The organism is Rummeliibacillus pycnus (genome assembly GCF_050459865.1).
In the GTDB taxonomy this organism is placed as follows: Bacteria; Bacillota; Bacilli; order Bacillales_A; family Planococcaceae; genus Rummeliibacillus; species Rummeliibacillus pycnus_B.
In genome coordinates this window covers 1-21,335 of sequence record NZ_JBCMNM010000077.1, presented here as the reverse complement: position 1 = coordinate 21,335, position 21,335 = coordinate 1, and the positions used below count along the sequence as shown (strand labels likewise).

General features: G+C 36.5%; 21 protein-coding genes. 1 reads left to right on the top strand and 20 read right to left on the bottom strand.

Annotated features, from left to right (window positions below; all coding sequences use genetic code 11):
- Positions 1-106 precede the first annotated feature (106 nt).
- The 5 genes from recG to ABE048_RS15380 all read right to left on the bottom strand — a co-directional run bounded on the left by recG (position 107) and on the right by ABE048_RS15380 (position 6,039).
- Positions 107-2,152 (bottom strand): ATP-dependent DNA helicase RecG, encoded by a 2,046-nt coding sequence (gene recG, locus ABE048_RS15400; RefSeq protein ID WP_430312151.1) that lies wholly within the window; start codon positions 2,150-2,152, stop codon positions 107-109.
- The gene (gene sdaAA, locus ABE048_RS15395; protein WP_430312150.1) at positions 2,145-3,041 is read right to left on the bottom strand and encodes an L-serine ammonia-lyase, iron-sulfur-dependent, subunit alpha; all 897 of its coding nucleotides are present in this window, start codon (positions 3,039-3,041) and stop codon (positions 2,145-2,147) included. The genes recG and sdaAA overlap by 8 nt, the downstream gene beginning before the upstream one ends.
- Before the next feature lie 12 nt (positions 3,042-3,053).
- A complete protein-coding gene (gene sdaAB, locus ABE048_RS15390; RefSeq protein WP_430312149.1) occupies positions 3,054-3,716 on the bottom strand; it encodes an L-serine ammonia-lyase, iron-sulfur-dependent subunit beta in 663 nt (220 codons plus the stop codon).
- Between the two features lie 277 nt (positions 3,717-3,993).
- Positions 3,994-5,658 carry a DAK2 domain-containing protein gene (locus ABE048_RS15385; protein WP_430312148.1) on the bottom strand — a complete coding sequence of 555 codons (1,665 nt, stop codon included), beginning with the start codon at positions 5,656-5,658 and terminating at the stop codon, positions 3,994-3,996.
- A gap of 18 nt (positions 5,659-5,676) precedes the next feature.
- A complete protein-coding gene (locus tag ABE048_RS15380; protein ID WP_430312147.1) occupies positions 5,677-6,039 on the bottom strand; it encodes an Asp23/Gls24 family envelope stress response protein in 363 nt (120 codons plus the stop codon).
- Positions 6,040-6,266: 227 nt separating this feature from the next.
- Here ABE048_RS15380 and rpmB point away from each other — a divergent pair, with 227 nt between their 5' ends.
- Positions 6,267-6,455 (top strand): 50S ribosomal protein L28, encoded by a 189-nt coding sequence (gene rpmB / locus ABE048_RS15375; protein WP_397537474.1) that lies wholly within the window; start codon positions 6,267-6,269, stop codon positions 6,453-6,455.
- Between the two features lie 35 nt (positions 6,456-6,490).
- On the opposite strand, the gene spoVM is transcribed toward rpmB, so the two are convergent.
- The 15 genes from spoVM to ABE048_RS15300 form a co-directional block, all read right to left on the bottom strand.
- Entirely contained in the window at positions 6,491-6,631 is a 141-nt protein-coding gene (gene spoVM, locus ABE048_RS15370; protein ID WP_430312146.1) for a stage V sporulation protein SpoVM, read from the bottom strand.
- A gap of 4 nt (positions 6,632-6,635) precedes the next feature.
- On the bottom strand, positions 6,636-7,298 hold the full coding sequence (locus ABE048_RS15365) for a thiamine diphosphokinase (RefSeq protein ID WP_430312145.1): 663 nt from the start codon (positions 7,296-7,298) through the stop codon (positions 6,636-6,638).
- A complete protein-coding gene (gene rpe / locus ABE048_RS15360) occupies positions 7,295-7,960 on the bottom strand; it encodes a ribulose-phosphate 3-epimerase (protein ID WP_430312144.1) in 666 nt (221 codons plus the stop codon). Before rpe ends, ABE048_RS15365 begins: the two co-directional genes overlap by 4 nt.
- A gap of 2 nt (positions 7,961-7,962) precedes the next feature.
- A complete protein-coding gene (rsgA, locus tag ABE048_RS15355; protein ID WP_430312143.1) occupies positions 7,963-8,844 on the bottom strand; it encodes a ribosome small subunit-dependent GTPase A in 882 nt (293 codons plus the stop codon).
- Positions 8,845-8,855: 11 nt separating this feature from the next.
- A complete protein-coding gene (gene pknB, locus ABE048_RS15350; RefSeq protein WP_430312142.1) occupies positions 8,856-10,823 on the bottom strand; it encodes a Stk1 family PASTA domain-containing Ser/Thr kinase in 1,968 nt (655 codons plus the stop codon).
- A 2-nt stretch (positions 10,824-10,825) separates the two neighbouring features.
- Positions 10,826-11,575, bottom strand: a complete 750-nt coding sequence (locus tag ABE048_RS15345) for a Stp1/IreP family PP2C-type Ser/Thr phosphatase (protein ID WP_430312141.1) — start codon at positions 11,573-11,575, stop codon at positions 10,826-10,828.
- Between the two features lie 14 nt (positions 11,576-11,589).
- Positions 11,590-12,690 (bottom strand): 23S rRNA (adenine(2503)-C(2))-methyltransferase RlmN, encoded by a 1,101-nt coding sequence (gene rlmN / locus ABE048_RS15340; protein WP_430312140.1) that lies wholly within the window; start codon positions 12,688-12,690, stop codon positions 11,590-11,592.
- Positions 12,690-14,063: a 16S rRNA (cytosine(967)-C(5))-methyltransferase RsmB gene (gene rsmB / locus ABE048_RS15335; protein WP_430312139.1), complete on the bottom strand. Its 1,374-nt coding sequence runs from the start codon at positions 14,061-14,063 to the stop codon at positions 12,690-12,692. Before rsmB ends, rlmN begins: the two co-directional genes overlap by 1 nt.
- Positions 14,060-15,001: a methionyl-tRNA formyltransferase gene (gene fmt / locus ABE048_RS15330; protein ID WP_430312138.1), complete on the bottom strand. Its 942-nt coding sequence runs from the start codon at positions 14,999-15,001 to the stop codon at positions 14,060-14,062. The genes rsmB and fmt overlap by 4 nt, the downstream gene beginning before the upstream one ends.
- On the bottom strand, positions 14,998-15,495 hold the full coding sequence (def, locus tag ABE048_RS15325; protein ID WP_430312137.1) for a peptide deformylase: 498 nt from the start codon (positions 15,493-15,495) through the stop codon (positions 14,998-15,000). The genes fmt and def overlap by 4 nt, the downstream gene beginning before the upstream one ends.
- Positions 15,496-15,522: 27 nt before the next feature.
- On the bottom strand, positions 15,523-17,931 hold the full coding sequence (gene priA / locus ABE048_RS15320; RefSeq protein WP_430312136.1) for a primosomal protein N': 2,409 nt from the start codon (positions 17,929-17,931) through the stop codon (positions 15,523-15,525).
- Positions 17,928-19,133: a bifunctional phosphopantothenoylcysteine decarboxylase/phosphopantothenate--cysteine ligase CoaBC gene (gene coaBC / locus ABE048_RS15315; RefSeq protein ID WP_430312135.1), complete on the bottom strand. Its 1,206-nt coding sequence runs from the start codon at positions 19,131-19,133 to the stop codon at positions 17,928-17,930. Before coaBC ends, priA begins: the two co-directional genes overlap by 4 nt.
- Positions 19,134-19,207: 74 nt before the next feature.
- Positions 19,208-19,432, bottom strand: a complete 225-nt coding sequence (gene rpoZ, locus ABE048_RS15310; RefSeq protein ID WP_430312134.1) for a DNA-directed RNA polymerase subunit omega — start codon at positions 19,430-19,432, stop codon at positions 19,208-19,210.
- 3 nt (positions 19,433-19,435) lie between these two features.
- Entirely contained in the window at positions 19,436-20,053 is a 618-nt protein-coding gene (gene gmk, locus ABE048_RS15305) for a guanylate kinase (protein WP_430312133.1), read from the bottom strand.
- A gap of 50 nt (positions 20,054-20,103) precedes the next feature.
- The gene (locus ABE048_RS15300) at positions 20,104-20,979 is read right to left on the bottom strand and encodes a YicC/YloC family endoribonuclease (protein WP_430312132.1); all 876 of its coding nucleotides are present in this window, start codon (positions 20,977-20,979) and stop codon (positions 20,104-20,106) included.
- Positions 20,980-21,335 lie beyond the last annotated feature (356 nt).

Sequence of the window (21,335 nt, the reverse complement as noted above, 5' to 3'; positions counted from 1 at the left end):
ATTCTTCGTCGCCCCTTAATATTAGCACTTGGTACTAATATCAGTATATAAATTAAAAAAAGAGAATGCAAGTATTGTTTTTTAGACATACCTACATCCTCATTTGTTAATCGATTCTTACTCCATCAAGAGCACCAGATGATTGAAGAGTATGTCGTAACACTTTATAGTCTTCATCATGCCAAAATGCATCGGATTCGATGATTTTAACTGCATCTTGTCTTGCCACTTCTAACGTTCTATAATCATGTACAAGATCTGCCATTTTAAATTCGGGTAATCCGCTTTGTTTTTTACCAAAGAAATCCCCAGGTCCTCGTAGTTCTAAGTCTTTTTCTGCTAATCGGAAACCATCATTTGTTTCCGTCATCGAAATCATTCTTTCTTTGCCTTCCTCACTTTTTGGATCAGCGATTAAAACACAATAAGACTGATGTTCACCTCGTCCTACACGTCCACGCAATTGATGTAATTGTGCTAGTCCAAATCTTTCTGCATCATATATAACCATAAATGTTGCATTTGGAACATTGACACCTACTTCAACTACTGTAGTAGAAACTAATACATCAAGCTTACCTTCACTAAATGCACGCATAACTTCATCTTTTTCATTCGCAGATAATCGACCATGCATAAGTCCCACTTTGAATCTACCTTTAAATAATGTTGCCAACTGTTGATATACGTCAACCGCATTTTGTACATCTAGTTTATCTGACTCTTCGATTAGAGGACAAATAATATACGCTTGACGCCCTGCAGCAAGTTCTTTCCCTATTTGAGAAAGAACTTGATTGAATTGTTCATGTTTAGCCCAAATGGTTTCGATTTTTTTGCGTCCTGCCGGCATTTCATCAATAATTGAAACATCCATTTCGCCAAATGCTGTGATAGATAATGTTCGTGGAATGGGTGTTGCAGTCATAAACAGAACATCGGGACATTCTCCTTTTTCACGCAATATTCTTCGTTGCTCCACACCAAAACGATGTTGCTCATCCGTAATTACAAAACCTAATTTTTGGAATGTTACATCAGGTTGAATCAATGCATGTGTACCAACTACAACATCTATTTCTCCATTTGCTAATCTCTCTAAAAGCTCTCGTCTAGCTTTTGTTTTAATAGAGCCCGAAAGTAATGCCACTTCCACTCCAAAAGGTCTGAGCCATTCGTCAAGTGAAGCGGCATGTTGTTCTGCCAGAATTTCAGTCGGTGCCATTAGTGCCCCTTGATACCCCGCTGTCACAGCCGAATACAGTCCAATTGCCGCAACAACCGTTTTACCTGAACCCACATCTCCTTGAAGTAATCTATTCATGCGATGTGGCACTAATAAATCCCTCGAAATTTCATTGACAACACGTTTTTGTGCATTTGTTAACTCATATGGTAATGAAGCAATAAATTCTCTAACTTTTTGCAGATTAAAGTGAATGACAATTCCATGTTCTTCTTCACGACGTGTTTTTCTTAATGCTTGAATTTTCAATTGGAATTGTAATAATTCCTCATAAACAAATCGACGTCTAGCTTGTTTTGCATGATTTCCATCTTCCGGAAAATGCACACCTTCTAAAGCTTCCTGTATGGATAGTAATTTATATTCATTTCTTAACTGTTTCGGCAAAGAATCTGGAAGTTCTTCTTTCGCTTCGTCTAATGCTTGTCGCATAAATTGACGAAATTTCTTTTGTGTAAGCTTCCCTTTTAAACTATATACAGGTTCAAAATCAGCTTGATCTGTTTTCGGTCCAAATGTAACATTACTGCCATTAATCACTTGACGTCCTCTATCCCATTTTCCAGTAACGGTCACTATTGTACCAAGGGTAAGTTTATTACGTAAGTAACCTTGATTAAAAAAAACAATTTTTATAAGATGACGCCCTGCTAACATTTGAACTTGTAAACGAGATTTGTTTTTGCCTAGATAAAGGACTGTTGGTTCACTTTCAATTCTACCTTCTACTGTAACGCGTTCGTTATGTGGAGTTTCCGCTAAATCTTTTAATCGGAAATCTTCATGACGATATGGAAATGTTAAAATTAAGTCTTTTAGCGTTTCAATTCCCATCATACTCATCGCTTCAGCAGATGTTTTCCCAACACCTTTAAGCTCAGTTACTGGCTGCAATAAATCAGTCACGTTGCAACACGGCTCCGCCGAATATTTTCGCTTCTAGTGCTTTTCCTGTTGGTGTTGCTGCTAAGCCACCTTGTGCAGTTTCTTTTAAAGCTACAGGCATTGTTTGCCCAATACGGAACATAGCTCCTATTACTTCATCAGTTGGAATACGACTTGTAATACCAGCTAATGCCATATCTGCAGCTACCATTGCATTTGCAGCCCCCATCGCATTACGTTTCACACATGGTACTTCTACCAATCCTGCTACTGGATCACATACGAGTCCGAGCATATTTTTTAATGTAATAGCAAAGGCATGTGCGCTTTGTGCAGGTGTGCCACCAGCCATTTCAACGATTGATGCTGCAGCCATAGCGGCAGCTGAACCTACTTCTGCTTGACACCCACCAGCTGCACCTGAAATAGAAGCATTATTTGCCACTACAAAGCCATATGCACCAGCTGTAAATAAATAGCGAATCATTTGTTCTTTTGTTGGATTCAATTTATTCTTGACCGCAAAAAGGGTGCCTGGTACTACACCAGCAGATCCCGCTGTTGGTGTTGCACATATTGTTCCCATAGCGGCATTTACTTCGTTTGTTGCTACAGCCTTACTTACAGCATCTAATAATAAGTCACCTGATAAACCTTTACCAGATTGAATATATTTTTGTAGTAAAACAGCATCTCCGCCTGTTAAACCTGTAACTGAATGAACACCATTTAAACCTCTTTCTACGGCTTCTTCCATAACTGTAAGGTTGCGCGACATTTGTTCCATAATTTCATCTCGGCTACGTTCTGACATTAAAATTTCTTGCTCTATCATTATTTCAGAGATTAGTTTATTTTCTCGTTCAGCACGTTCTACCAATTCTCTAACATTACGAAACAATACTTCCATCTGCTATTCCTCCTAGTTTTTAATACGAGTGACCTTCGTAATATTCGGTAGTTGCTCTATTTCTTCTAAAATTGAATGATCGATATTTTGGTCAACCTCTATTACCATCAAAGCCATATTGCCTCGTTCTTTACGTGAAACTTCCATATGACCAATATTAATACTATGCTTAGCAAGACTATTGGCTACATTCGCAATACATCCTGCTCGGTCGTCATGGACAACTAAAATAGCAGGCATACCACCTGATAAACGAAGTGGGAAACCATTTAGTTCAGTAATTTCAATCGAACCACCACCAATTGAAATACCAACCATTGACATTTCCAATTCGTCATCTCCAATTATAATTCTTGCTGTATTCGGGTGATCTGTATGATCTGTTTCTGTAATAAATTCATATGTTAAGCCTGCATCTGCGGCATCTTTAAAAGCAGTTTTAATTCTTTCATCAAAAGTATCATAATCGAGTAATCCTCCGATTATCGCTACATCTGTTCCATGCCCTCTGTACGTTTCAGCAAAAGAGCCATATAAGTGAATCTTAGCCCACTTAGGTTGCCGACCAAATAAATCTCTAGCGACACGTCCAATTCGAGCAGCACCAGCAGTATGGGACGAAGAAGGACCAATCATAACAGGACCAATAATATCAAAAACGGATGTAAATTTCATAGTTTCTCCCCAGACTTTATTAGTATTTATTCAAACTAATATTACACGAATATTCTCGTATAACCAAATATTTTAGTTTTGCATAGATTCCACTTTTAATCTGTTACTATTTTTGATTATTTATCCATGTACCAGCATTAAATTTGTTCATTTCAATTTAAAGATCATCTAAAAGATGCTTTCGAATTCTTCCCATATCTTTGACATATTGTACCCAAATATAAAAACGACTGAGAAATATCTCTCTCAGTCGTTTTCCTTCGGGTGTTATTATCAATTATTCTACAGAAATAATGTATGGGTATAATGGTTGTTTACCATTATGAACTTCTACTTCAACATCTGGATATTTGCCTTCGATAAATTCAATATACTCATCTACTGTTTCTTTTTCTACATCTTGACCATATAAAACAGTGACAATTTCTGAATCTTCGTCAATCATGTCACTTACAAGTAATTCAGATGCTACTTTTAAAGAAGGTGTTGCTTGGATAATGCTACCATCTTTAATAGCCATATAATCATCTTTATGAATTTCTACTCCATCAATTGAAGTATCACGTACTGCAAATGTAATTTGGCCTGATTTTACATTTGAAAATGCTTCGGTCATATGTTTTTTATTTTCTTCAACTGATAAATCTTGGTTAAACGCAAGAATAGCAGACATACCTTGTGGAATTGTTTTTGTCGGTACAACAGCAGCATCAATATCTAATAATTCAGTTGCTTGTTCAGCAGCCATAACAATGTTTTTGTTATTTGGTAGAATCAATACCTTTTCTGCTCCAACTTCTTTAATCGCATTGACGATATCTTCAGTAGAAGGATTCATTGTTTGACCACCTTCTATTACGTATGAAGCACCAACACTCTCTAGTAATTCTGCAACACCATCACCCATTGCAACTGCAACAATGGCATATGGTTGTTTTTTCACTTCTTTTTTTGAAGGCTTTTCTAATTCTTCTTTATGATGATCTTCACCAACGATTGCTGTGTGTTGGAGACGCATATTATCTACTTTTACTTTTACTAAGCTACCATATTGGTGCCCATATGAGATAACTGCTCCTGGTGTTTCAGAGTGTACATGAATTTTCACAACTTCATCATCAGAAATAACGAGTAATGAATCACCAAATCTACTCATATCTTCTCGAAACTCAGCTTCGTTAAATGGTTTTTTATCAGCTTCAAAACGGACCATGAATTCTGTGCAATATCCGAAAACGATTTCAGAAGTATCCATAAAATCTTGTGCTTTATGGTGTTCTGCATTGACTAAGTCTTCAATTGAATCTACTTTCGTAGCAGATGGAATTTCTTCTCCTTTTAATGCAGCAATAAAGCCTTCGTATACAAATACTAAACCTTGACCACCACTATCAACGACACCAACTTCTTTTAATACTGGCAATAATTCAGGTGTATTAGCGAGTGCTTCTTTCGCACCAGCTAAAAGCGCTTCCATGATTACAACAATATCTTGTTCTGTTTTTGCAACTTCTACTGCTTTTTCGGAAGCAACGCGCGCTACTGTAAGAATTGTTCCTTCAACAGGCTTCATAACCGCTTTATAAGCTGTATCTACACCACTTTGGAATGCTTGTGCAAATTTTATCGCATCTAATTCATCTTCTTTTTCAACTGCTTTACCGAATCCTCGGAATAATTGAGATAAGATAACACCTGAGTTACCTCGAGCGCCCATCAATAAGCCTTTTGATAACGCTTGAGCTGTTTTACCTATACTCGATACCTTATTAGCAGCAGTTTCTTTTGCACCTGATGTCATCGATAAATTCATATTCGTACCTGTATCACCATCCGGTACAGGGAATACATTTAACGCATCAACATATTCCGCATTCTGTGCTAAATGGTTTGATCCAGCTTGTACCATTTCCGCGAATTTAATCCCGTCTAACGACTTCATTTGAATAAGTTCCTCCTCTTACACGTTCGCTACGCGAACTCCTTGCACATAGATATTAACTGAATTGACAGCCATTCCAAGTGTTTTATCTAGTGTATATTTTACTTTTGATTGGACTTGATAAGCCACTTCTGAAATTTTAGTACCGTAACTTATAATCACGTACATATCGATATGTAAATCTTCACCTTCTTGACGTACGATGACTCCTTTCGCAAAATTTTCTTTGCGAAGAATATCTGTTAAACCGTCACGAATTTGATGTTTACTAGCCATACCGACGATACCATAACATTCGATAGCCGACCCGCCCGCAATTTGTGCAACAACATCATTAGAGATATCAATACGACCGAATTCGTTTTTCAATTCTACTGACATAAAAATGCCTCCTGATTTCATTTGACTATCTCCTATTGTACTATACAAATTTTGATTATAAAAGAAAACCTATCATTTCGTCTAGTTATAGACTGTAAAGGTTTTTTTCTTGAAAGTCTACCAAAATGAGTTGCAATGACGAAAAGTGTGTGTTAAATTATTAAAGTATGTGAAATACCGAAGTGAAATCATGAATCTTTCAACTTCTTTATGAGGAGGGAATTAATATGCCAAAACAATGTGTCATTACTGGACGTAAAGCAGTGTCTGGTAACAACCGTTCTCACGCAATGAATGCTAACAAACGTACTTGGGGTGCTAACCTTCAAAAAGTTCGTATCTTAGTAAACGGCAAACCTAAACGTGTATGGGTTTCAGCTCGTGCATTAAAATCAGGTAAAGTTGAACGCGTTTAATCGTTCATCTAAATAAAACGACAGGCTGACTTTTGTCAACCTGTCGTTTTTTCTTTTCCCTTTTTCTTTTTGGCAGTGGCATTCTTCGGATCTGCAGGATCATTTGATACCATTTGTAAACAAAAACGTGCAAAACTGCTAACTACTTTCGGTAATTGAAATGTGTATACTTTCACCTGGTCACTCCTTGTCATCGATACTTCTTATCATTAAACATATGCCATGAGAAAATGAAATAGACGCATATTCACCTACTATTTCATTACTTGTGAAACGAGTAGTCCCTATATCAATTATTTCATCCGTTGTTTCATATTTAACATTTCGTAATGTTACATTTTTCACTACATCACCAAATGCAAAAAAAGATAAATATTTGAAATAGCGATCTGATACTATCTTATGTTTTCCCGGCCACAAAAATTGCAAACAATTTAAATTATTTATCATTTTTATTTGAATAGCCGGATTCATTTTTTGAATACGATATAAAATGTGCAAGTTAGCCTCATAATGGTCAAGTCTTCCGCCCGTAACACCGATTAAAATAATTTCTGTTGGTTGATAAGCTAAAGCTTTAAAAATCGCTAATTCTGTGTCGGTCTCGTCCTTTTCTGGAATATGTCGTTCAATATTTGGTACGCGCTCTTGTACCACTTGCCATTCTTCATATGTTAATGAATCGAAATCTCCTACAGCTAAATCTGGAATAATTCCTCTATTTAATAAGTAGATTGTCCCGTGGTCTGCACCGATAAATTTCGCATCATTGAAAGAAAGGAGGAAATCGCTTGAAACGACTTCCTCCTCTGGACCTCCTGCACAAACAACAACGACTGTCATCGAATTGCTTGTTCTCCGGCTGCTAGAATACTTTGTAATGCTTCTTTGCGATTTTCCTTACCATAGATTGCAGAACCAGCTACAAAGATTGTAGCACCCGCTTGAGCGCATGGAACGATTGTTTCAGAATTGATACCCCCATCAATTTCTATATCAACATTAAGATTCTTTTCTTTGATCATAGCAGAAAGTTCTGCAATTTTCGGTACAACTGAATGAATGAATTTTTGACCACCAAAACCAGGGTTAACTGTCATTAATAAAACTAAATCAACATCTTCTAATATTTGTTTGATTGATTCGATAGGTGTATGCGGATTTAAAACAACGCCAGGTTTTACTCCATATGAGCGAATTAATTGAATTGTACGATGTAAATGACGACATGCTTCCACATGTACAGTAATATAGTCGGCACCTGCTTTAGCAAAATCTTCAATATATTGATCTGGATTTTCAATCATTAAGTGGACATCTAAGGGTAGAGTCGTTTCTGGACGCAATGCTTCTACAACAATTGGTCCCATTGTAATATTTGGTACGAAATGACCATCCATTACATCAATATGAATTAACTTAGCTCCTGCCTCTTCAACTTCTTTTACTTCAGCTGCTAATTTTGAAAAATTAGCAGCTAAAATTGATGGTGCAATTTGAATCATATTTAGTACCTCGGCTTTCTATCAGTAATTTCTTGTAAGAATTGCAAATAGTGATCGTAACGATATTGTTCCGCTTTCCCATCTTCTACAGCTTGTTTCACTGCACACTTTGGTTCTTTTAGATGCAAACAACCTCGGAATTTACATTCATCTGATAAAGCAAAAAACTCTGGGAAACATTGTGTCAATTCTTCTTTTTCTATTCTTTCAAAATCAAATGAACTAAATCCTGGGGTATCAGCAATTAATCCCCCTGCTAATTCTATTAATTCTACATGACGTGTTGTATGCTTCCCGCGACCAAGGGCTTCAGAAATATTCCCTGTTTTTAAAGCTAATGATGGCATGATGGTGTTAAGTAAAGAAGATTTACCGACACCTGATTGCCCTGCTAAAACGGTCGTTTTCCCTTGTAAAAGAGGCGCCATTTTTTCTAATAAATCGGGATCTTCTTTAAAAGTTTCAATTATTGTGTATCCAATTGCTTCATATTCTGATTTGTATTTTGCAATGGATTGCTTTTCTTCATCATTTAGTAGATCTGTCTTGGTCAAGCAGATAATTGGATGAACTTGAAATGACTCCAAAACGACCAAAAATCGATCGAGTAAAATTGTATTAAAAGCTGGTTCCTTTGTTGAAAATACAAGAATCGCTTGATCAATGTTGGCTACAGGAGGGCGTATTAGTTCATTTTGACGTTCTTCTATCGCTGTAATTGTGCCATCATTATCTCCTTCAACTACATATTCAACATAATCTCCAACTAAAGGTGATATACCTTTATTACGGAAGACGCCACGACCACGACATTGGATGAAGTGCTCACCGTCTTGGACATAATAAAAGCCACTTAAAGCTTTTCGAATTTGGCCTTTTGACATGCCCTTCCTCCTTATTTTAGATCTTCATAAGAAATTGTTTCATCAATGATTATTTTATCGTCACGTACTACACGGTATATAGCTTTTTCTCCCTTTTCGATTTCAAATTGCAATCGTTTATGTTGCGTTGAATACAATTGGAATTCTTGATCAATATCAGCAATTGAGTGTGTACGGTCTTGAATATAAATACGAACTTGTTGAGGTTCTCCATCTACTTCTGGCTCATATGGTATTGTTATTGATTTGACATAAGATTTAACCGGTTTTTGTTGAACACCTTTAGATAAAACAACCTCAATTGTGCTACCTACATTCACAGTTTCACCAGCTTTTGGTGATTGAGAAATGACTTGTCCTTTTGGAACCGTATCAGAATATTTTTCACTACTAATACGGATATTAAACCCTGAAGTTTTCGCATAGGTATTCAAGGCATTTTCATTATACCCAAGTAAATTAACGACCATTGCTTGCTCGACACCTTTACTAACAGTAAATTCAATAGTCGTATCCTTTGGTATAACTTTTTCCCCTTCTAAAGGCGATTGCTTCAAAATTGTTCCTTCTATTTTTTCAGAAAAAGCTTCGTTTATTTTAATGTCTTTAAAACCTTGCTTTTCAAGAAGTGATTTAACCTGTTCAATACTTTGACCTACATAATTTGAAGTTTCTACTTTTTTGGGGCCTTCACTAATAATGAGATCGATTTCCGTTCCCTTTTTCCGTTCTTTTCCGGCATCGGGTGTTGTTGCGATTACATGATTTTCTTCTACATCATCAGACTCTTGCTTTGTTTGGTTACCGATAACAAATCCTGCATTTTCTAATGTATTGATAGCTTTTCCAACCTCTTTATTTGTCACATCAGGGACAGCAAATTTCTTCTCATCAAATAAGTCTGGGTACAAAAACAAAATGATTAAAAAGGTGAGTAATAAGCTCAATAAAATCCCTACAAAAATAAGAGCCTTATTTTTCTTTTTGGCTTTTTTCTTGTCTGGTTTTTTCCCTTCATCAGGTTCTTTTTCTCTTATAGGCATAGCCTTCGTTTTCTGTAAATCCTGCTCCACTTCAACTTCTTGTTCTTTTATGACAGGTATGAGTTTTGTTACATCATGATCAATCGGAGGACTAAATTTTGCATCGTGGCTACGATTTTCGGACAATACGGTTTCTAAGTCCTCAGCCATCTCCTCTACGGATTCATAACGGTGAACTGGGTCCTTGGCTGTAGCTTTTAACACAACATTTTCTAAACTCTGTGGAATAGTAGGAACGATTGCACGAACAGATGGTGTTTCTGATTGCAAATGCTTTAATGCAATAGCTACGGCAGATTCCCCTGAAAATGGTAGTTTTCCTGTCAATAACTCATAAAGGACAATTCCTAAAGAATAAATATCCGATTTTTTTGTAGCTGAGCCACCACGTGCCTGTTCCGGTGATAAATAGTGTACTGTACCGAGTACCGAATTTGTCCGTGTAAAAGAAGTATCCTCCAACGCCATCGCAATGCCGAAATCCGTAATTTTCACATTGTCGTCTTCATCCATCAAAATATTTTGTGGTTTAATATCTCTATGAATAATTTGATTTTGATGAGCATGGGCAATTGCAGAAGTCAATTGTTTCATGATATTCACACACTTTGTAGGTGCAAGCGGGGCATAATTTTGTATGTATTGTTTTAACGTTTGCCCTTTTACGTATTCCATCACTAAGTAATGCATATCACCATCTTCACCAACATCATAAATACTTACAATATTTGGATGTGTAAGGCTAGTGGCTGACAAAGCTTCTCGCTGAAAACGACGATGCATCTCTTGTTCATTTGAGAAATTATAATGCAATATTTTTATCGCTACATCACGATCTAAAATCATATCATGAGCTAGGTAGACATTAGACATACCACCGCCACCAATGACGTCGAGAATTTTATAGCGTCCACTGATTCTTTTTCCAACGAGCATTCCTACACCTCCTCAGAATCTGTTGATAATAGGATGAGAGTAATATTATCTTCTCCACCATGATCATTTGCTAATTGAACAAGTTGATTGCCTATTTCTTCTAAAGTGGTATCCTGCATGATAATGTTGTGCATCTCATTTATTGAAATTTTATTACTTAAACCATCAGTACAAATTAACATATAAGAACCATCTACTAGTGTAACTTTGTAGCTATCAGGTTCAATAGTAGATTCTGTTCCTAAAGATTTAATAATATAGTTTTTCTTTGGATGACTTTCAGCCTCTTCCTCGCTAATTTCACCATTATCTACGAGCATATTGACATACGAGTGATCTCTTGTAACTAAACGAATTTCTTCCTTAGTAACAAAATACACACGACTATCACCTACATGGCAAATAGTTGCATTATTCTCTTCAAAAAGTACTGCAATAAGCGTTGTCCCCATACCTTGGCAATCTTCATGTGTTAATGAGTAATGATAAAGCGTTTTGTTGAGTTCTTTGACAGTTTCAATTAACCATTCTTCAATCAAATCATTAGACGTAAAATGGACAGAATCTGCTTGCAAAAATAACTCTTCAAAATGTGTAACGGCCATTCGACTTGCAACATCGCCCGCATTATGACCACCCATACCATCTGCTATAATAGCCAGCTGGTATGAATCATCACGAGAGATAAAAGTTGCCGAATCTTCATTTACTGCTCTTTTTTTTCCAATATCACTTACAACTGTATACCTCACAACGTATCACCTCATTAGTGGGTTGTCTCTTCTTTTCTCTCCTTCGCACGTAACTGACCACAAGCTGCATCAATATCAGAGCCGTGCTCACGACGGATTGTAGCGTTGACACCATGTTTTTTTAATGTTTTTTCGAAATCGAAAATCTTATTTCTAGGTGTTCGAACATAATCACGTTCTGGAACATAGTTTACTGGTATTAAATTGACGTGGCATTTAATACCTTTCACAAGTTGTGCTAATTCTTCTGCATGTGCAACTGAATCATTAACACCTCCAAATAAACCATATTCAAAACTTATACGACGACCTGTCTTTTCAGTATAATACTTTACAGCTTCCATTAATTCTGGTAATTTGTACGCTTTTGCTATTGGCATTAATTGTTGACGTAATTCCTGATTCGCTGCGTGTAGAGACAAAGCAAAGTTAATTTGTAATTGTTCATCAGCAAATTTATAAATTTTAGGAATAATACCACTTGTTGAGACGGTAATATGGCGAGCACCAATATTTAATCCTTTTTCATGGTTAATCACTTTCAAGAATCGCATCATAGAATCGTAGTTATCAAATGGTTCACCTATCCCCATAATAACAACTGAACTTACGCGTTGATCTTTTTCATCTAAAGCTTGTTGTACTTTGACAACTTGTTCAACAATCTCACCCGGTAAAAGGTGACGTTTTAAACCACCTAAAGTAGAGGCACAGAAAGTACATCCAATTCGGCATCCAACTTGTGTTGTTACACATACAGAATTGCCATAATCATGGGCCATTAAAACTGTTTCGATTGAATAACCATCTTGTAATTGGAATAAGAACTTGATGGTACCATCTTGAGATTCTTGTTTGATTAAAGTATTTAAAGTGCTGAATGCGAATTCTTCTTGTAATTTATCGCGTAAACTTTTTGAAAGGTTTGACATATCATCGAAGCTTGTAACGCGTTTTATATATAACCAATCAAAAATTTGAGCGGCTCTGAATGGTTTCTCACCATGCTCTTTAAGCCAATCTTGTAATTGATCAGGCAATAACGAATAAATTGATTCACGAAGCTGTGGTTTTTCTTCTTTTACTCTTGTTGGTATTTTTGTTTCTTGATCCATTAGTTTGTGGATCCTCCTTTTTTTCTGAAAGCAGCAACAAAAAAGCCGTCACTACTAAAATCTTGTGGAAAGACTTGCATCATGCCATCTGTTTTTAAGGCTTGTAATGCTTCTGGTACTTCCGAGTCTTTCGATAATTCCATATCAGGATGAGCTTGTAAGAATGCTTCAACAGTACCGTTGTTCTCCATTTTATCAATTGTACATGTACTGTAAACCATTTTGCCTTCATTTTTTAATAAAGTATATGCAGTATTCAATAATTGAAGCTGAATTTTTTGTAAAGATTCAAAATCCTCTTCTTTTTTAGTGTATTTAATATCCGGTTTACGACGTATAACACCAAGACCACTACATGGTGCATCCACTAAAATTCGATCAAATGATTCCGCATCAAATATTGAATCGGCTTTTCTTCCATCTAAAACTTGAGGATGAATAATAGATAAACCAAGGCGATCAGCATTTTGCTGAATTAGTTTTATCTTATGAGGATGTAAATCAGATGCAATGAGTTCACCGTTGTTTTTCATTTTTTCAGCAATATGTGTCGTTTTACCTCCTGGAGCTGCACACATATCTAAAACTCTCATACCTGGTTTCACTTCTAAAGCATATGCTGGCAACATAGAGCTTTCATCTTGAATTGTAATTAAACCTTCTTTAAATGCAGTTGATCGAGCAGCTTGTCCTTCGATGATGTATAAGCATTCTGGAATTACTGCACTTCGTTTAACAGCAAATTTATCATCCCATAGACTACGTAACGCTTCGTCAACTGTTGCTTTTGTTGTATTGACACGTACTGTTTGCATTGGAGGTAGATTATTTTCAAACAACATTTCTGTTGTTTTTTCTAACCCAAAGCCATCAATATAACGACGGACAAGCCATTCAGGATGACTCGTTTCAATTGCTAGACGCTTTGCATCATCATCTATATTTGTTGTGTCACGAATTCCATCACGTAAAATAGAGCGTAGAATTCCGTTTACAGTAGCACTAACTCCTCGATGACGAGCTCTGTGCTTTGCAATTTCAACAGCTTCATTGACTGCGGCATGGTCTGGGATCTTCGTTAAGAAAACAATTTGATATAAAGACAATCGTAGTAACCAACGTACCCAATCATCAAGTTTCCCTCTAATATATGGCTCTAAATAATAATCAAGCGTCATTTTATTTTGTAATGTACCATATGTTATTTCTGTTAATAAGCCCCGGTCTTTTGCATCAATTTGATACTTTTCAATAGTTTGGTGTAATAGCAAATTACTGTATGCTTGTTGTTTTTCAACAGCAAGTAGAATAGTGAGTGCCGCATCACGAACATTTCCATTCCAAATAGGTGTAACATTTTTGTTTTTACTCATTCAAAATGATCCCCAATCTGTAATTTAGACCCTACACCATTTAAGTAATTGATAGCATCCATACGCTTTTTACCTGATGGTTGTAAATCTAAAATATCAATTGCTTGTCCTTCACCAGTTGCCACTGTGAAGAATTTTTTTGAAATCCCAATAACTGTCCCAGGTTTTTCATTATGAGTAGCAGTTGACTTTTTTGCCCACCAAATTTTCACATTCTCCCCATCTTGTGTTGTATAAGCTATTGGCCAAGGATGTAAACCTCGAACTTGGTTATATATATCTGTATTATTTTTTGACCAATCAATGCGCTCTTGTTCACGAGAAATATTATGTGCGAAAGTTACTTTGGCCTCATCTTGTGGAATTCGTTGATTTGTGCCATCAATGATTGAAGGTAATGTTGCTTTCAATAAATCACGACCAATGATACTTAATTTATCAAATAAAAGGCCTGTATTGTCTTCTTCTTCAATTGGTAATGCTTGTTGAGCAATCATATCACCTGCATCTAACTTTTCAGCCATATACATAATGGTTACGCCTGTTTCTTTTTGACCATCGATTACTGATTGATGGATTGGAGCTCCACCTCGATATGCAGGAAGTAATGAGGCATGGACATTAATACAACCAAGTCTTGGTGTATCAAGGAGTTCCTTTGGTAAAATTTGACCAAATGCAGCTGTTACGATTAAGTCAGGATTTAGAGAAATAATTTGCTGTAATTCATCTGAACCTTTTAAACGCTCAGGTTGAATAACTGGTAAGCCAAGTTCCACTGCGGCTGCTTTTACAGGTGGTGGTGTTAGTACACGTTTACGACCGACTGGACGATCCGGCTGCGTAACTACAGCTTTTATATCATATCCTTCTTCATGTAGCATTTTTAAGATAGGTACAGAGAAATCTGGTGTTCCCATAAAGACGATTGAAATCATTCTTCTTCCTCCTCTGCATACATTTCTTCTATTTCTTCTAATGTGTAGGTTTTAATTATTTTTTTATCAAATAAAATACCATGTAGATGATCTATTTCATGTTGAATAACACGAGCATCATAATCGTAAGCTTCTAATTCATACAATTCGCCATTACGATCCTGTGCTTGTACTTTCACATATATTGGACGTTCGACATCTCCGTATAAATCCGGAAAACTTAAGCATCCTTCCATATCTACATCTGTATCAGCTGAAATTTCAACAATAACAGGATTGATTAGTTCTAAAACATCTCGCTCTTCTCCAAGTTCTACTACTGCAGCTTGGATACTTTTATTTACTTGAGGAGCAGCAATTCCAACCCCATCATTTTCAAGCATGGTTTCATACATATCATCTAGTAATTGTGCTAATTTAGCATCAAATTTTTTTACTTCAAGTGCTTTTGTTTCTAATACTTTAGCAGGGTTTTTTACAATTTCTAATAACATTTGGGACCTCTTTTCTAGTCATACAAATTAGATGGTTGAAGGATCTAAATCAACCGTAAGTTGAATACCTTTTTTGATCCATTCCGTACGATACATCCGAATAAGTTGTTGTAGTGTTTCCGTTAAATTCGGTTCTTTTTTATATTTTATCAAACATTGATAACGATATCGATTTTGGATTCGGCTAATGGAAGCTGCTGTAGGTCCAATTAATCCTACTTGTGGAGATAGTTTCAGTTTTAACCAGTCCATTGCTTTTCCTGCATATTCAGCCGCCATCATTACATCTTCATGGGACACTTGAATAAGCACGACGTAATAATAAGGTGGATAAGCAAACTTATGTCTCATCGCCATTTCTTGTTCATAGAATGGTTCATAATGTTGTTCTTTTGATAATTGAATTGCATAGTGTTCTGGTGTATATGTTTGGATAATAACCTCACCTGGTAGATCATGACGACCAGCTCGGCCACTTACTTGTGTTAACAATTGAAAAGTTCGCTCCGCTGCACGAAAGTCAGGAAGATTTAATGAAGTGTCTGCACTTAATACTCCAACTAACGTAATTTTAGGAAAATCAAGTCCCTTTGCAATCATCTGAGTACCTAATAAAATATCTGCTTTACCCGCACCAAAATCATCTAGAATACGTTCATGAGCACCTTTTTGTCTTGTTGTATCGACATCCATTCGTAACACTCGTGCTTCAGGAAAGACTTTATGAATCTCAACTTCAATTTTTTGAGTACCTGTACCAAAAAATCGAATATGCTCGCTATGACACTCTGGACATTCTGTTGGTACGTGTTCTTCATAACCACAGTAATGACATTTTAAAGTCTCAGTAGAACGGTGATAAGTCATAGAGATATCACAGTTTTTACATTGAACAACTGTTCCACAATCTCGGCATAAGACGAAAGATGAATAGCCACGACGATTTAAAAATAATACCATCTGCTCTTTTCTATCAAGTCTTGCTTGAATTGCATCTGCTAAACCCGCAGAAAATATAGAGCGATTCCCACTATGAAGCTCTTCACGCATATCCACAACTTGAACAACAGGTAAAGATTGGTGTTTTGCTCTTTTAGAGAGAGTTAATAATGTATATACATTTTTCTTCGCACGTGCAAAAGATTCCAAAGAAGGTGTAGCACTTCCTAATATGACAGGACATTGATGAAATTGACTACGCCAAATCGCTACATCTCTTGCATGGTAACGTGGAGTATCTTCTTGCTTATATGTCGATTCATGTTCTTCATCTAAAATAATAAGGCCTAAATTTGTAAATGGAGCGAAAATAGCCGATCTAGCACCTACTGCTACTTTTACTTCACCACGACCAATTTTTCGCCATTCATCATACTTTTCACCTTGTGACAATCCACTATGCATGACAGCCACTAAATCACCAAATCGCGCACGGAATCTCTCCGTCATTTGAGGTGTTAGTGAAATTTCAGGTACTAACACGATTGCCTCTTGTCCATGATTGATTGCTTCTTGAATCGCTTGTAAATAGACTTCTGTCTTACCACTTCCAGTAACTCCATGCAGTAGGAATGTAGTTGCTTTCTCAGTATTCATTGTTTCTAAAATTTGCTCTAATGCAGAGTCTTGCTCATCCGTTAATGCAAGTGCCGTAGAACTTTTTGTCTCTTTTGCAAAAGGATCACGATAAACTTCTTCTTGAAAATATTGTCCTGCCCCTTTTTCAACAACTGCATTTAGCACAGCGGATGTAATTTTTAATGTTTCACAAAGTTCATGTGGTATAAATTCTTCTCCAGCATGTTCTACCATCCATTCAGCTACATGGACTTGTTTTTTAGCACGCGCTGGAATAGATGTAGCAATTTCCTGTAATTTAAAAACATCATCTATTACTTTCAGCTTGCGAACAGCTTTTACATGTCCTTGTTGTTTGACTATTGTTTGTTGCTCCACGAAACCTTGCTTCATACAATATTTAAGCGGCTTTAATAGATTAGCCGCTTCAACTTGTTTATATGAAATCTTTTCTTTTTGACCAAACAGAGCTTGTAACTCAGCGGGTAAATTAGACAAATCTGTTGTTAGCTTAATGGTCTTCTCATACTTTGCACGTAACGCTGATGGTAGCATTACTTGAAGTGCATCAATTTCATAGCATAATGTGTGAACTGTCATCCATTTGGCTAACTCTAACATTTCTTCAGTTAATACCGGTTCAATATCTAAAACTTGAGCAATTGGTTTTATTTTATCAATCGGCACATCTGTTTGCTCTTGGATTGCTGTGATAAAACCAAGGACATTTCTTGGACCAAATGGTACTTTAACACGACAACCGACCTCTACTAATTCTTGTAACTCCCTAGGAACAATATAATCAAATGGTCTGTCCACAGGGTAAGCAGAGACATCGACAATGACCTGAGCAATCATTGCCACATACCTTCTCTTTTTAAGATGGTGGTGAATAGTTCAAAAGCAAGCTCTTCCTTGGGAAGATGGACAAATGCCTGTTGGAAGTCTTCTTTGCCGACTAATGTCACAGTATTTGTATCCGTACCAAACCCTCGATCTGATTTAGAAACATCATTAGCAACGATATAATCTGCATTCTTTTTTACTAGTTTTCCCTTAGCATAATTCAACACATCATTTGTTTCGGCTGCAAAACCAATCAATAATTGTTGTTCTTTACGTTCACCTAATGTAAGAAGAATATCAGTTGTACGTTCGAGCTCAATACTTGAATCTCCAGCCTGCTTCTTCATCTTTTGGAAAAATGGATTTTTTGGTCTATAGTCTGCTACTGCTGCTGTTTTTATCACGATATCTGCATCATTGTATTCTTTCAAAATAGCCTGTAGCATATCCTCTGCACTTTCCACTGGAATTACTTTTACACCAACTGGAGGAGTCAACGATACAGGACCAGAGACAAGAATCGTTTCTGCTCCAAGCTTTTGTGCAGCAGTTGCCATTGCATAACCCATTTTTCCAGAAGAAAAGTTTGTTAAATATCGTACTGGATCAATTCTTTCTCTCGTTGGTCCAGCTGAAATAACCACTTTCTTCCCTTTTAGCGGCAAATTCTTAGGTTCAAAATATTTTTCTACTAAAGAAACTATTTTCTCAGGTTCTTCTAATCGACCTTTTCCTACATAGCCACATGCCAAATAACCTTCTTCTGGCTCGATAAATTCATAGCCATCTTTCGCTAATTGAGCAATATTACGTTTAACAGCTGGATGTTCATACATATGAACATTCATCGCAGGGGCAATCCAGACTTTTGAAGTTGTAGCAAGTAAGGTTGTTGTTATCATATCATCAGCGATTCCATTAGCAAGCTTACCTATTACGTTAGCTGTAGCAGGAGCTACGATTACTAAATCCGCCCAATCCGCTAAATCGATATGTGCAATAACTGCCGAATTCTTTTCATCGAAAGTATCTGTGTACACATCATGTTTAGACATGACTTGAAAGCTTAAAGGGTTAACAAAACGGGTTGCAGATTCTGTCATCATTACTTTCACATGTGCACCTGCTTGTGTTAGCTTACTAACAAGTAGCACTGCTTTATAAACTGCGATACCGCCTGACACACAAAGTAAAATGTTCTTATTTGCAATCATGTTTTTCTTCCTCTCAAAACAACACAAGCTCCCAAAGAAAGATATTCTCTGGAAGCTACAGCGTATATTATCGATTAAACTTCATCTTCATAAACTTTTGATTCATCTTGTTCTTCTTTAGTAAGAACGCCAGCAGCTACTTCTTCAAGTGCTTTCCCTACATTTTTAACTGAAACATATGAAGATAATTGTTCTGGGCTGCCTTCTTGCATTGAGCGAGCTCTTTTAGAAGCAAGGCTCACAAGTGAATATTTTGAATCAATTTTAGTTTTTAATACGTCAACAGATGGATATAACATCTATTATTCTCCTCTCAACATAGCTAAATATTGTTTTTCTACACGTTCGCGTCTACAATGTTCAGCAAGAACAATTGCATTGACACGTTCACAAGCTAATTGTACTTCATCGTTTTCCACGACATAATCGTACAAATTCATCATTTCCAATTCTTTGTTTGCAGCAGCTATACGTGTTGCAATGACGTCTTCTGTTTCCGTTCCTCGACCTACTAAGCGTTGTTGTAATTCAGAAAGACTAGGCGGTGCAAGGAAAATGAATAGGCCATCTGGCACTTTTTCGCGGATTTGTGCTGCACCTTGAACTTCAATTTCAAGGAATACATCACGACCTGCATCTAATGTTGCATTGACATAATCAATAGGTGTTCCATAATAATTACCCACATATTGGGCATATTCAAGTAATTTACCTTTTTCGATTAGCGCTTCAAATTCTTCCTTACTTTTGAAGAAATAATCTACACCATCAACTTCACCCTCACGTGGCTTACGTGTGGTCATGGAAATAGAATATTCATAATTCGTATCTGGTTGTGAGAATAATTCTTTCCGTACTGTACCTTTTCCAACACCGGACGGACCAGATAAAACAATCAATAATCCACGTTCTCTTCTCATTAACTCTCCCTCATCGTTCCAAATAATAAATCGTACTATAATTGATGCTATTATTCAATATTTTGAACTTGTTCTCGCATTTTCTCTAATATTGATTTCGCTTGAACAACAGCAGCAGCTGCTTCGACTGATTGGTTTTTAGAACCAATTGTATTAATCTCACGATGTATTTCTTGCATCAAAAAGTCGAGTTTTCGACCAATTGAAGTATCCTCTTGTAGCGTTTCATCTAACTGTTTTAAATGACTAGTTAAGCGATCTAATTCTTCTGCAATATCTGCTTTTTCAGCAAAAATAGCTACTTCCGTTAAAAGGCGCTCTTCTAGATTATCGACTTGACTAATTTCCTTTATACGTTCAACTAGTTTTTCACGATATTTTTCTACTGCTTGAGGAGAAATACTTTTAATAATAGCAATTTGCTCTTCTAAAGCCTTTTTAAAACTTCTAATGGTCTCTACTAATTCCTGACCTTCTCTTTGTCGCATTTGAATAAGAGCTGTAGCAGCCACTTCGACCGCTTTGTTCACTGCACTTACAATTTCTTCTTGTGGAAGTTCTTTTACTTGCAATGTTAATGCCTGGTCTAGCTCTAAAATTTCCGACATTGACCATTGTTCTTCAAGTGGAATCTGTTTTCTTAACTCTTCTCTTGCTTCTTTATAAGCGTTGATAAGAGGCCAATTGATTTGCACAGCTTGTCCAAGTGGTGTTAATTCTTTCACATAGGCGGATACATCTAACTTTCCTCTTGCTACTTTTGTAGAGAGTACTTTTTTTGCATATACTTCCGCTTCGGTCCAATCTTTCGGAAATCTTGTTGAAATTTCTAAAAAACGATGATTTACCGAACGGATTTCTACGGTTAACTGCAATTGTTCCGTTGTTGTGACACCCCTGCCAAATCCAGTCATACTACGCACCAAGGTCAGTCACATCCTTCTTTGCATACTATTCATAAGTATAGCACAAGATAGATGCCATTGCGTATATTCATGGACTGTTTATCTTTTAATTGTACGCTAAATTTTTATTCTGTGCTTATTTTTTTAGAAAAAAAGAAATTAAACAGGATTCTTGGATTATTTGTAGATTTCTTCAAAAAGGAGAACATAAATGTTATGATCAGCTTTATCTTGTTCCGCAATACATCAATTAAGAGAAAAGATTTGTTAATTAAAAATATTAATAAGTATTAATCTGTTTTCTGCATGATGTGGAATTAGCTTCGCTTTCCGTAGGCGAACTGACGAGCCTCCTCGCTTCGCTGTGGGGTCTCGTC